We start from the raw sequence: 12,846 nt of genomic DNA on the forward strand, positions 1-12,846 counted from the left end.
CGCCGGCACGGCGCCCCTCAGCCGCCACTCTCACGCCGCCGCCCCCCCCCCCCCCCCCCCCCCCCCCCCCCCCGCGCCGTCGCGGTTCAGCCGTTGCGCGGGCCGGGGAAGGCCGTCGGCCGGACGTCGTCGCGCAGGGCCGGACTGCCCGCCGTCGGCTGGGTCGGCATGGCACGGGCCGCCGGGACCGTGGGCACGGTGGGCAGGGCGGAGCCCACGTTGACCGCGCGCGGGCCCGTCGGCTCCGGAGCGTGCTCGGGGGACTCGGCGGCGGGCGCGACCTGGGCAGTGGCGCGGCGCGAGCCGTAGCGACGGTGCACCGCCTGCTTGGTGACGCCGAGCGCGGAGCCCACCGCGTCCCACGAGAAGCCGAGCGAACGGTCGAAGTCCACGGCGGCCGTGACCAGGGTCTCGACACTGTCCCGCAGTTCCTGGGCGAGACGGACCGTCGGGGCGGGGGCGCGTCCGTAGACGACGAAGCCCGTGGAGGGGCCGGAGCGGCGCGGGCGGTAGACGTTGCCCAGCTGGGCGGTGAGGGTGCGCAGTGCGTCCACCTGCCGGCGGACCCGCTCGATGTCCCGCACCAGCAAGTGCAGGCTGGCCCGAGCCTGGGCGTCGTGGGTTGCGTGGTCGGCCATGAACAAGCCTCTCGAACCGGCGTTGAAAGGAATCGGGCCGCGCGGGCGGCCCGGTGGTCAACTCTTCCTTGACCAACGCGTGGGCGCTCCGCTGGTCACGGGGTGGGGGCGTGGCGGCATATGCGTGCGCCCCTTTGGTTTGCGTCCTCGTGGGCTGCGTCCTAGGGGCTGCGTGCTGCTGGACTGCGGCCTCTGGGCCTGTGGCCCTCGGCCTGTAGCGCCTCGGGCTATGTCCCCCTCGGGTTATGTCCCCCTCGATCTGTGGCCCCTCGGCCTGTGGCCCCTCGGCCTGTGGCCCCTCGGCCTGTGGCCTCGGCGGTCTCCCGCCCGCGTGGGGCTCTGCTGCGGGGGTGCCGCGCCGGCGGCGGCTTTCCGGCGCGTGCGGGCTCGTAGACTGGTGCGTCGCCCGCATCCGCCCCCGCCCGAGAGGCCCGTCCCACCCATGAAGCTCGTCTTCGCCGGTACCCCCGAGGTCGCCGTTCCCGCCCTGGACGCCCTGATCGCCTCCGGGCGCCACGAGGTGGCCGCCGTCGTCACGCGGCCCGACGCTCCGGCCGGGCGCGGGCGCCGGCTGGTCGCCTCTCCCGTGGCCGAGCGCGCACAGGAGGCCGGGATCGAGGTGCTCAGGCCCGCGAAGCCGCGCGACCCCGAGTTCCTGGAGCGGCTGCGCCAGATCGCGCCCGACTGCTGTCCCGTCGTCGCCTACGGGGCCCTGCTGCCCCGCGTCGCCCTGGACGTCCCCGCCCACGGCTGGGTCAACCTGCACTTCTCGCTGCTGCCCGCCTGGCGCGGGGCCGCTCCCGTGCAGCACGCGCTCATGGCGGGGGACGAGATGACCGGTGCATCCACCTTCCTCATCGAGGAGGGCCTGGACTCCGGCCCCGTCTACGGGACGGTCACCGAGACCGTCCGGCCCACCGACACCAGCGGTGACCTGCTCACCCGGCTCGCCCTCGCCGGCGCCGGGCTGCTCGCCGCCACCATGGACGGCATCGAGGACGGCAGCCTCAAGGCCGTACCGCAGCCGGCCGACGGAGTCACCCTCGCCCCGAAGATCACCGTCGAGGACGCCCGGGTCGACTGGGCCGCCCCGGCGCTGCGCGTCGACCGGGTGGTGCGCGGCTGCACCCCGGCCCCGGGCGCCTGGACCACCTTCCGGGGCGAGCGGCTCAAGCTCGTGCAGGCCCGCCCCGTGCCCGACCGGACGGATCTCGCCCCGGGGCAGCTCGCCGCCGGCAAGAACAACGTGTACGTCGGCACCGGCTCGTACGCCGTCGAGCTGCTGTGGGTACAGGCCCAGGGCAAGAAGCCGATGCGGGCCGCGGACTGGGCGCGCGGCGTGCGGATCACCGAGGGTGAGCTGCTCGGCGGCTGACCTGCGCCTCCGTATCACCGCTCACCGGTTCGGCGTACGCTGGTGAGCGCACTTCACCCCACATCCGGAGCACCTTTTTCGTGAGCGATCAGCCTCGTCGTCCCCGCAAACCCGGCAAGCCCTACCGCAGGCCCCAGAAGGACCCCGTCCGCTTCCTCGCCTTCGAGGCGCTCAGGGCCGTGGACGAGCGGGACGCGTACGCCAACCTCGTCCTGCCGCCGCTGCTGCGCAAGGCCCGGGAGAAGGAGGGTCCCGAGAAGTTCGACGCCCGGGACGCGGCCCTCGCGACCGAGCTGGTGTACGGGACGCTGCGCCGCCAGGGGACGTACGACGCGATCATCGCCGACTGCGTCGACCGGCCGCTGCGGGAGGTCGACCCGCCGGTGCTGGACGTGCTCAGCCTCGGCGTCCACCAGTTGCTCGGGACCCGGATCCCCACCCATGCCGCCGTGTCCGCCTCCGTGGAGCTGGCGCGGGTCGTGCTCGGCGACGGGCGGGCCAAGTTCGTCAACGCCGTGCTGCGAAAGGTCGCGCGGGACGATCTCGACGGGTGGCTGGAGCGGGTCGCCCCGCCCTACGACGAGGACCCCGAGGACCACCTCGCCGTCGTCCACTCGCACCCCCGCTGGGTCGTCTCCGCGCTGTGGGACTCGCTCGGCGGCGGCCGGGCCGGCATCGAGGAACTGCTGGCCGCCGACAACGAGCGGCCCGAGGTCACCCTGGTCGCCCGCCCCGGGCGGGCCACGGCCGGCGAACTGCTGGACGAGGAGGCCGCCGTACCGGGGCGCTGGTCGCCGTACGCCGTGCGCCTGAGCGAGGGCGGCGAGCCCGGCGCCGTCGAGGCCGTACGGGAGAACCGGGCCGGCGTGCAGGACGAGGGCAGCCAGCTCGTCGCGCTCGCCCTCGCCAACGCGCCCCTGGAGGGGCCGGACCGGCGCTGGCTGGACGGGTGCGCCGGGCCGGGCGGGAAGGCCGCGCTCCTCGGCGCGCTGGCCGCCGAGCGGGGCGCCTTCCTGCTCGCCTCCGAGAAGCAGCCGCACCGGGCCGGCCTGGTGGCCAGGGCACTGGACGGGAATCCGGGGCCCTACCAGGTGATCGCGGCCGACGGGACCCGCCCGGCGTGGCGGCCCGGCAGCTTCGACCGTGTCCTGGTCGACGTGCCGTGCACCGGGCTCGGCGCGCTGCGCCGCCGCCCCGAGGCACGCTGGCGGCGCCGCCCGGAGGACCTCGACGGATTCGCCCCGCTCCAGCGCGGGCTGCTGCGCGGAGCCCTGGAGGCCGTACGGATCGGCGGCGTCGTCGGCTACGCGACCTGCTCGCCGCACCTCGCCGAGACCCGGGCCGTCGTCGCCGACGTGCTCAAGCAGTTCACCGGTGCCGAACTGCTCGATGCCCGGCCGCTGCTGCCCGGCGTACCGGACCTGGGCGAGGGCCCCGACGTACAGCTGTGGCCGCACCTGCACGGGACCGACGCCATGTATCTGGCACTCGTCCGCCGGACCGCGTGACGGGCGCCCGTTCCGGCAGACCCGCCAGAACTAGCCCCGGTTCACCCGTACGCGTTCCCCGCCCGCCAGCTCCGGCGTGAGGTCGACCTGGACCTGATGGGTGGTCTGGTGGTCGACGCTGCCGCCCAGTTCGGCCGTCACCACGCCGATCCGGACGCCGCCGCGGCCGCTGCCGGCGCGGTGGACCTGCACCGTGAAGGTCAGGCTCACGTTCTCCACGGTGAAACCGAGGGCCCGGCCCGCCGCCTCGGCGCGGGCCTCCTCGAGTTCGCCCCGGATCTGACGGACCACCTCGGCCAGCCCCACGAAGTCCGGCTCGTTCGTCAAGTCTCCTCCGCACAAGGCTCGTTCGTCTCTTGCCGCATCAGTATGCGGCAGGAGCACACGTCCGTATAGTTTCGTCCATGGCTGCTGGCGGGGGAGTCCTGGCCGCCTCGCTGACGCGCACGCCGAGCTGGGCGGTGCGCATCCGGGGAGCGGATGGTGAGATCGCGGGGGCCGGCATTCTGCTGAGCCCCGACCAGGTACTCACCTGCGCGCACGTGGTGGACCGTGCGGCCGCCCGGATCACCGCGGAGTTCGTCGGCGCGCCCGGCCACGGCGTGCCCGCGGTCCCCGCCCGGGTGGACGGTGACGCCTACGTGCCGGAGACGCGGGACGCCGACGGCGACCCCAGCGGGGACGTGGCGCTGCTGCGGCTGGAGCGTCCCCGGCCCGTGGAGGAAACGGTACGGCTGCACCGGCTGTCCGCACCCCACCGCGAGGTGCGGATGTACGGCTTCCCGTACGACCACAACGGCGGCATCTGGTTCCGCGCCGACGTCGTCGGCGGCTGCGGACGCGACGGACAACTGCAGCTCAGCCCGGCCGGCCCCGGTGAACTGGCCACCCCCGGATGCAGTGGCGCGGGCGTCGCCGACAGCCTGACCGGCGAGGTCATCGGCATGGTGCTCAGCGGTCAGCGGGACCAGCACGGCAACCGGTTCTCCTTCATCAGCCCCGCCGAGACCATCGCCCGCCATCTGCCCCGGCTCAAGCCGTACATCGTGGGGCCCACCGCCGTCGACGAGAGGCTGCTCCCCTCCGGCGACGCCGCCTCGGAGGCCCTGCTCGACGAGCCGTTCGCCCAGCGCCTCGCCGCCTGGCTGCGCGACGACGGCAGCCAGGTGAAGATCAGCGTCGTCCGGCACGACGATGCCGCGCGCGACGCCACGCTGCTTCGCGCCATCACCCTCGCCGACCGGGAGTTACGTACTCCGGTCTCCGTCGACCGCGCCTCCCTCGATCCGCCCGGCACCGTCCCGTCGGCCGGCGGTCACGACCTCGCCGTGCACACGGGCGGACTGACCGCCACGGAGATCGCCGAGCGGATCGCCGAACGCATGGGGCTGTGGCAGCACCCGGAGGACCCCCCGCTCGACCGCATCCGCGCCGCGAAGGTCACCCTCAACCTGGTCGTCGTCGGTGTCGACGAGGCGGCCGACCCGCCGGCGCTGCTGGACCTGCTGGACGTGCTGCGCGCCGGCGGCAGCCGCCTGCTGCTGGTCTTCCGCGCGGCCGACGACTGCTACCGCCGCGCCCGCGACCAGCTGCTCGTCCGGCCCGCGAGGGAGCGCCGCGCCCGGCTCGTCGAGCGGCTGAGAGAGATCACCGGGCCACTCGCCCGGACGCTGTACGAACGCCGCGCGGCCGTGCTGCCGGAGGGCGTGAGGTCCCTCGACTCGGACATGGTGGCCGCGCACGCCGCACTGGCCGACCTGCTGCGCGCCCAGGACCGAGACCCCGGTCACGGCCCGGACCCGGCCCGGTACGAGCGGCTGGCCGACCGGGTCGCCGGCCGGCTGGCGGTGGATGTCGGCCGGCTCGACCGGCTCCGCGACCGGCGCGACGAACTCACCGGCCGCCTGCGCAGCTACCGCGTCCTGCACCAGCGCGCCACGCAGGGCGAGGAGGACCCGGCGGTGGACGCCCTCTACGTCAGGGCCCACGGCCTGCTCCGGGCGAGGCCGTGCGACGTGCGCGCGGCGGAAGCGGCGGTGGACGCCTACATCCGCCGCGTCGACGGCCAGGGCGGAGGAGACGCGCGATGACGCCGAGAACGCCTGGACGGTCTCGTGGCTCCGACGGGGAGCGTTGGACGGTCTCGGGGCCGGACGGACACCCCCGGCCGAGCCCACGGCCGGACGGGCAGTCCCCGGCGATCCTACGGCCCGACCCCGAGAGGGAGCCCCCGGCATGAGTGAGACGGCCTGCGTCAGACCCGGCTGCCAGGGCGGCCGCATCATGGTCACCGGCTTCTGCGACACCTGCTCGCGCCGGCCCCTCGCCCCCGAGCCCTCCCCCTCCTCGCCCTCCCCCTCCTCGCCCGGCCCTTCCTCGCCCGGCCCCGCCGCCGACTCGGGCACCTCCGGCGTACCGGCGCCGCCTTCGCAGCGGCCCGTCGCCCAGCCCGTCGGCGAACTGGACCGCGACGGGCTGCTGGTGCTGCCCCATCTGCCCTCCCCGGACCCCTCCGAGACCGCCGCCACCACCGCCCGTCCCCCCACCGGCGGCCGGCGCTGCGGCGTCAGGAACTGCACCGGGACCATCGGTGTCTCGTACGACGGCGGCCCCGCGCCCGACCACGGGTTCTGCCCGCTGTGCGGCGCGGAGTACTCCTTCCGGCCGAAACTGCGTCCCGGTGACCGGGTCGGCGACCACTACGAGGTGCTCGGCTACCTCGCGGTCGGCGGCCACGGCTGGGTCTACCTGGCCGAGGACACCCGGGTGCCCGGTCTGCGCGTCGCCCTCAAGGGGCTGATCAACACAGGGGACGCCATGGCCCGGCGGGCGGCCGTCGAGGAGCGTCGCTCGCTCACCACGCTCCACCACCGGGACATCGTCCGCATCGTCACCCACGTCCAGCACCAAGCGCCCGGCGACGCCGAACCGACCGGGTACATCGTGATGGAGTACGTCGGCGGCCGCTCCCTCGCCTGGATCCGGTTCGCCCCCGAAGAGGAGCTGGCGCGGCTGTTCGGCGACGGCGGCTTCGAGTTCGGCCACGTCATCACGTACGGCTGCAAGATCCTCGGCGCCCTGGAGTACCTGCACGACCAGGGCCTGCTCTACTGCGACATGAAACCCGAGAACGTCATCCACTACGGCCGTGAGATCAAGGTCATCGACCTGGGGGCCATCCGCCGGATCGACGACCGTTCCTCCGGGCTCGTCCACACCCACGGTTACTCGCCGCCGAAGAAGGAGCGCGACGAACGCGGGCTCGACGTCGACAGCGACCTCTACACCGTCGGCCGGACCCTGAAGGTGCTCGCCGAGCGGGCCGCCCCGCCCGCCGGGCTGGCCGCCCGCTCCTTCGAGGCGCTGATCCGCCGCGCCACCCACGCGGAGCCCGCCGCCCGGTTCCGCTCCGCGGCCGAGATGTCACGTCAGCTGTGGGAGGTGTTGCGCGAGCACCAGGCGCTCGGTGGGCACGAGCCGTACCCGGAGCGCTCGACCCGGTTCGAGCCGACCGCGGCGGTCTTCGGCGCCGCCCTCGGCACGGTCCCCACGCTGGACAGGTGGACGCACCGCTTCGGCACCGGGGCACCGGGGTTGCCGGCCGGGGCCCCGGACCCCCGGGCGGCGGCCCGCGCGCTGCCGGTCCCCCTGCCCGAAGCCTCCGACGAGGCGGCCGTACTGCTCGGCGGACTCGCCGCCGACACCCCCGACCGCATCGCGGACCGGGCGGAGGGCGACCCGGCGCTGCGCACCGTGGAGACCGCGCTGTGGTTGTGCCGCGCCTACCTGGACGCCGGGGACGCCGCGCGGGCCGAGGCGTGGGTGGCCCGGGCCAAGGGGTGGAGCGGCGACTACGACTGGCGGATCTTCTGGCACCAGGGCCTGGTCCGTCTCGTGCGCGGTGCGGTGGACGAGGCGGAGGACGAGTTCGCCGCCACCTACGCCGCGCTGCCCGGCGAGGCGGCACCGAAGCTGGCACTCGGATACTGCGCCGAGTACTTGGCCGAGCGACTGCGCGAGTCCGGCGTACGCGAGACCGGCGTACGCGAGACCGAGGTACGCGAGACCGGGATACAGGGGACCGAGGCGCATGAGCCCGCCGCCGTGCGGCGGACCGGCCTGCGCGAGGCCGGTCCGGTGCCGGGGCGGATCCGGCGCGCCGGGCAGCAGCAGGCGGAGCGGGCGCAGGCGCGCGAGCTGCAGGCCGAGGAGTACTACGAGGCCGTACGGCGGCGCGACCCCACGCAGGGCAGCGCCGCCTTCGGGCTGGCCCGCATCCGGCTGCGCCGCGGCGGTCGCCGCGAGGCCGTCGCCGTACTGGACGAGGTGCCGACCACCTCCCGGCACTACGACGCCGCGCGCGTCGCCGCGGTGCGGGTGCTGGCCGGCCGGTCGCCCGGCGGGCCCGCGCCGCTCGCCGCCGACCTGCGCGAGGCCGCCGAACGGCTGGCCGGGCTGCACCTGGACGGCAGCGGGGCCTGGGACCGGCTGGTGACCGAACTGCGGGAGCAGGCGCTCGCCTGCCGCCCGCCCGGCGGCTGGGGGAGCGGCTTCCCCGCCGGTGAGCTGTTCGGCCGGCAGGACACCGAGGAGGCACTGCGCAGGCTGCTGTCCCGGTCGCTGAAGCGGCTCGCCGACCAGGCGGGCAGCCCCGGCGAGCGCGGCGACCTGCTGGACCGGGCGTACGCGGTGCTCCCGGAACCGGCAGGTCTGGGGGAGTTGCTGCGGGGGTGGCGGCGTACGGGGTGAGCACGCGGCGGTGCGGGGAATCGACGACGAGGCCGAGGGGGCACGGACAGCGTGGAGACAGGAACGCCCCGGACGGGCGAGGCGGCCGGGCGGGTCACCGTCGGGCTGGAGATCAGCCAGGAGAAGTACCTGTCCAGCGAGGCGGGCGACCCGCAGATGCACGCCATCCTCAGCGTGCGGGTGGACGGCACCGGGCGCGGCGGCGGCCCGCGCGGCCCGGTCCTGGCGCAGGTCCTCGCCGTGGACTGCTCCAGCTCGATGACCTGGCCGGTGGAGAAGCTGCACGCCGCCCAGCAGGCAGCGGTGGCGGCGATCCGCAAACTGCCGGACGGCACACCGTTCGCGGTGGTCCGGGGCAGCGAGCGGGCGGCCATGGCGTACCCGGACACCCCGCGCATGGTCCGGGCCTCGGCCCGCTCCCGGGCGCGGGCCGAGCGGGCCGTGCACGGGCTGGTCGCGGGCGGCGGTACCTGCATCGGCGCCTGGCTGGACCTGAGCCGCCGGCTGCTGACCGAACAGGACGCGCCCATCGGGCACGTCCTGCTGCTCACCGACGGCAAGAACCAGCACGACGAGGAGATGCCGCTCGCCCAGGTGCTGGAGCAGTGCGCGGGCCGGTTCGTCTGCGACGCCTGGGGCATCGGTGACGGCTGGGACGGCCGGGAACTGCTGCGCATCACCCGTCGGCTGCACGGCAGTGCCTCCTCGGTGCGTGAGGAGGCGGCCCTGCCCGCGGAGTACGAGCAGCTGATGAGCCGGCTCCTCACCAAGACCGTCCCCGAACTGGCGATCTCGGTGACCGCGATGCCCGGGGGCGCGGTGCGCTATCTCAAGCAGGTCTTCCCCACCGAGGCGGAGCTGACCGCGCAGGAGGGCACCGGCCGCTTCGTCACCCGGGCCTGGGGCGACGAGACCCGCCGCTACCAGCTGTGCCTGTCCGCCGACCCGTCCGGCCGCCCGCACCGTGAGGACCTCCAGCTCGCCGTGGTCGCCGTCGACGTACCGGGCGGCGAGGTGCGGCTGCCGCCGCCACAGCCCTGCCTGGTGCACTGGACCGACAACCCGGCCCTGTCCCGGCACACCGATGCCCAGGTCGACCACTTCGAGCGGCATCAGCGGCTCGGCGAGGCCGTCGCCGCCGCCACCGACGCCCACCGGCGCGGACAGCGCGACCTGGCCGAGCAGCAGCTCGGCCGGGCCGCGCGACTCGCCCACGAGATGGGCGCCGACGAGCAGCTCGCCCGACTGGCCCGGCTGGTGAACATCGACGACGCGCAGGCGGGCCGGGTCACCCTGCGCCCCGACGTGGCGGCCGTCGACTTCGAGCATCTGATCACCGCGAGCAGCCACAGCACCTACGGCCCCGCGTCAGGCCCCGCGTCAGGCCCCGCGTCCGGCAGCGCGGCGGGCGCCGCGCCGGGCGGCGGGGCCACCGTGTCCTGCCCGGCCTGCTCGCGCAAGGCGCCGGCGGCCGCCCGGTTCTGCCCCAGCTGCCGCCACCGCTTCGAGGAGCGGCGGTGAGCACCACCGGCCGGGACCTGACCCGAAGACTCAGGCTGCTGCTGGTCCTCCAGGCCGCCACCACCCTCGTGCTGTTCTTCGCCTACCGGGGCGTGCACGACGACACCGTGCCGCTGTCCACCGCGAGCACGCCCGGCATCCTCGCCGTCGACACCGCGCGGAGCGCGATGCGCGAGGCCAACGAGGTGGTCCGTGACAGCGGCCCCGAGGGAGACATCAGCGGCGAGTTCCACACCCAGATCTCGGTCGCCCAGCAGAGCCTCGCCCTGGCCGCGTCCGAGGACGTCACCGGCCTGGCGGGGCGGCACGACCTCCAGACCGTCACCGGGCTGATAGCCGTCTACTCGGCCTGGGTGGAGCGCCGGGGCCGCGAACAGGACGACTCACCGCTGCGCACCGCCTACCTCCACTACGCCGAGAAGGTCCTCGGCCTCCCGGAAGACACCGGAACCGACGGCGACATCATGAGCCGCCTCGACGCCCTGCGCGCCGAACAGCTGGAGGAAGCCGGGCGGCAGGCCGCCTTCCCCTGGCAGCTGTGGCTGGGCTGGGGCACGGTCGCGGTGCTGTACGCGGTGCTGGGCGGTGCGCTGCTGGAGACCCAGCGGTTCGTACGGCGCCGCTTCCGGCGGCCCGTGCAGCTGCGGCTGCTGGCCGCCACCGCGGTGGGCGCGCTCGGCGTGCCGGTGCTGGCCTGGCACACGGTTTCGGCGCACCGCGCGATGACCGGCTCCCTCGCCGAGGTAAGGGTGCCGCGCGACGACCCGGACACCATCCCCGACGTGGCCGACGAGGTGCAGCGCGCGCTCGCGGACGCCGGGTTCTGGGCCTCGTTGTCCGACTGGATACTGCTGGGAGGAGCCGTGGTGGTGGCGCTGACGGCGTGGGGACTGTGGCCGCGTATCGCCGAGTACCGGTTCCGGGGACAGCGATGACCCGCCCCGGGGCCCGGACGCTCGGCATCCTCTGCGCCTGTCTGGTCCTGCTCGGAGCCGGTGTGTTCGCCGGGGTGCGCTGGGCGCGCGACTGGCAGGGCTCCGTCACCCTGCTCGCCAACTGGAGCGGCGACGAGCGCGAGCAGTTCGAGGAGCGGGTCATCGAGCCGTTCGAGGAGGAGTACCGGATCGACGTCGTCTACCAGGGCAGCTCCGCGCTCAGCCAGGTGCTGGCCGCCGACATAGCGGCCGGCAACCCGCCCGACGTGGCGGTGCTGCCCGGGCCCGGCGAACTGCTCGCCTACGCCGTCGACGACCGGCTCCACCCGCTGGACGGGCTGTTCGACCCCGGACACTACGACCGGTTCTGGGCCCCCGAGGTCACCGTGCCGGGGGAGGCCCCCCACACGTACTGGCTGCCCGTGAAGACCGGCCTGAAGAGCATGGTGTGGTACACGGGACAACGGCCCACCGTGCAGTCGGCGGCGTCTCCCGACCGCTGGTGCCTCGGCATGGAGTCCGGCGCGACCTCGGGCTGGCCCGGTACCGACTGGGTGGAGGACATCCTGCTCCAGCAGGCCGGACCACGGGTGTACGAGGAGTGGGCCAACGGCAGGCTGCCGTGGACCGACGACGCCGTACGCAAGGCCTGGACGACCTGGGCCGACATGGTGGGCGCGGGCGCCGGTGAGCGTGTCGAGCAGGCGCTGACCACCGGGTTCGGCGCCGACTGCGCGCCGGGCCGCCTGGAGCACCAGGGGTCCTTCCGCGCCGGGCACTGGCGGCAGGCGGGCGGCGACCACGTCCACTTTTCGGAGGTCGTGCCCGAGGCCGGGCCGGACGCCGGTGCATGGGAGGTCTCCGGTGACCTCGCGGCCGTCCTGAACCCCACCCCGGAGGCCGAGCGGCTGATCCGTTATCTGGCCGACCCCGGCACCGCTCTGCCGGAGTACACGGCGAACAGGGCCGCGAAGGCGGACGGTGAGCAGGACCCGACCGAGCGTGAGATCGGGGCCGTCCTGCGTGAGCCCGGCCGGGCCCGCTGCTGGGACGCCTCCGACGCGATGCCGCGTACCACCCGGGACGCCTTCCACCAGGCGGTGCTGCGCCACTTCGCGGCTCCGGAGGAACTCGACGAGCGGCTGGCGGAACTGGAACGCCTCCGCGAGGAACAGGACCTGCCGGTGTGCGGTACCGACTGAACCGGCTGGGGGGTACCCGCTGCCCACGTCCGCCGGACGCGCCCCGCAGGGGCGCGGGGTGGTGACACACCGCGGGGCGGTGACCTACCGCGGGGCGGTGACCTACGCGGCTCCGCCGGGCCGCGGGCACCCCACGACCGGCCCGCGGGCGACGAACAACCCCGGCCACCCGGGACCCCTGCCGCCCCGCCCCGCGGGGCATGGCAGTCTTGGGGCATGGCCGCGCAGATCAACCCCAGCATCCTGTCCGCCGACTTCGCCCGCCTCGCGGACGAGGCCAAGGCGGTCGAGGGAGCCGACTGGCTCCACGTCGACGTCATGGACAACCACTTCGTCCCGAACCTCACGCTCGGCGTGCCGGTCGTGGAGTCCCTGGCCCGGGCGACGGACACCCCGCTGGACTGCCACCTGATGATCGAGGCCCCCGACCGCTGGGCGCCCCAGTACGTGGAGGCGGGCGCCGGTTCCGTCACCTTCCACGTCGAGGCGGCCGCCGCGCCGGTGCGGCTCGCACGGGAGATCCGGGCCAAGGGGGCCCGCGCGTCCATGGCGCTGCGGCCCGCGACGCCCGTCGAGCCGTACGAGGATCTCCTCCCCGAACTCGACATGCTGCTGATCATGACGGTTGAGCCGGGCTTCGGCGGGCAGGCGTTCCTCGACATCATGCTGCCGAAGATCCGGCGCACCCGAGAGCTGATCAAGAAGCACGGTCTGGAGCTGTGGCTCCAGGTCGACGGCGGGGTGTCGGCATCGACGATCGAGCAGTGCGCCGACGCCGGCGCGGACGTCTTCGTCGCGGGTTCCGCCGTGTACGGGGCGTCCGACCCGGCCGAGGCGGTACGTGCACTGCGCACGCAGGCCGAGGCGGCGACCGCCAAGGCGTCCTGGGCGTGTGCCCACTGAGGAACAGAACATGAA

General features: G+C 74.8%; 10 protein-coding genes. 8 read left to right on the forward strand and 2 right to left on the reverse strand.

Annotation, left to right across the window (positions count from 1 at the left end; translation table 11 throughout):
* Positions 1 to 86: 86 nt before the first annotated feature.
* Positions 87 to 638, reverse strand: coding sequence for a hypothetical protein (locus tag ACZ7G3_RS29790; protein WP_426600468.1), 552 nt, complete (start codon positions 636 to 638; stop codon positions 87 to 89).
* A gap of 442 nt (positions 639 to 1,080) precedes the next feature.
* Here ACZ7G3_RS29790 and fmt point away from each other — a divergent pair, with 442 nt between their 5' ends.
* Together fmt and ACZ7G3_RS29800 are read left to right on the forward strand one after the other, a co-directional pair.
* Positions 1,081 to 2,013 (forward strand): methionyl-tRNA formyltransferase, encoded by a 933-nt coding sequence (fmt, locus tag ACZ7G3_RS29795; protein ID WP_470929197.1) that lies wholly within the window; start codon positions 1,081 to 1,083, stop codon positions 2,011 to 2,013.
* A gap of 80 nt (positions 2,014 to 2,093) precedes the next feature.
* Positions 2,094 to 3,521 (forward strand): RsmB/NOP family class I SAM-dependent RNA methyltransferase, encoded by a 1,428-nt coding sequence (locus ACZ7G3_RS29800; RefSeq protein ID WP_470929199.1) that lies wholly within the window; start codon positions 2,094 to 2,096, stop codon positions 3,519 to 3,521.
* A gap of 30 nt (positions 3,522 to 3,551) precedes the next feature.
* Here ACZ7G3_RS29800 and ACZ7G3_RS29805 read toward each other — a convergent pair whose 3' ends face one another.
* The gene (locus ACZ7G3_RS29805; protein ID WP_426600465.1) at positions 3,552 to 3,848 is read right to left on the reverse strand and encodes a trypco2 family protein; all 297 of its coding nucleotides are present in this window, start codon (positions 3,846 to 3,848) and stop codon (positions 3,552 to 3,554) included.
* A gap of 77 nt (positions 3,849 to 3,925) precedes the next feature.
* Between ACZ7G3_RS29805 and ACZ7G3_RS29810 the strand changes: the two genes are divergently transcribed.
* The 6 genes from ACZ7G3_RS29810 (at position 3,926) to rpe (ending at position 12,831) form a co-directional block, all read left to right on the forward strand.
* A complete protein-coding gene (locus tag ACZ7G3_RS29810; RefSeq protein WP_470929201.1) occupies positions 3,926 to 5,611 on the forward strand; it encodes a trypsin-like serine peptidase in 1,686 nt (561 codons plus the stop codon).
* A gap of 145 nt (positions 5,612 to 5,756) precedes the next feature.
* A complete protein-coding gene (locus ACZ7G3_RS29815) occupies positions 5,757 to 8,270 on the forward strand; it encodes a tetratricopeptide repeat protein (RefSeq protein ID WP_470929203.1) in 2,514 nt (837 codons plus the stop codon).
* A 51-nt stretch (positions 8,271 to 8,321) separates the two neighbouring features.
* Entirely contained in the window at positions 8,322 to 9,791 is a 1,470-nt protein-coding gene (locus ACZ7G3_RS29820) for a VWA domain-containing protein (protein ID WP_470929205.1), read from the forward strand.
* On the forward strand, positions 9,788 to 10,726 hold the full coding sequence (locus tag ACZ7G3_RS29825) for a hypothetical protein (protein WP_470929207.1): 939 nt from the start codon (positions 9,788 to 9,790) through the stop codon (positions 10,724 to 10,726). Before ACZ7G3_RS29820 ends, ACZ7G3_RS29825 begins: the two co-directional genes overlap by 4 nt.
* A complete protein-coding gene (locus ACZ7G3_RS29830) occupies positions 10,723 to 11,928 on the forward strand; it encodes an ABC transporter substrate-binding protein (RefSeq protein WP_470929209.1) in 1,206 nt (401 codons plus the stop codon). The genes ACZ7G3_RS29825 and ACZ7G3_RS29830 overlap by 4 nt, the downstream gene beginning before the upstream one ends.
* A 216-nt stretch (positions 11,929 to 12,144) precedes the next feature.
* Positions 12,145 to 12,831 carry a ribulose-phosphate 3-epimerase gene (gene rpe, locus ACZ7G3_RS29835; RefSeq protein ID WP_470929211.1) on the forward strand — a complete coding sequence of 229 codons (687 nt, stop codon included), beginning with the start codon at positions 12,145 to 12,147 and terminating at the stop codon, positions 12,829 to 12,831.
* Positions 12,832 to 12,846 lie beyond the last annotated feature (15 nt).

This window comes from Streptomyces sp. NPDC037271, from assembly GCF_055603605.1.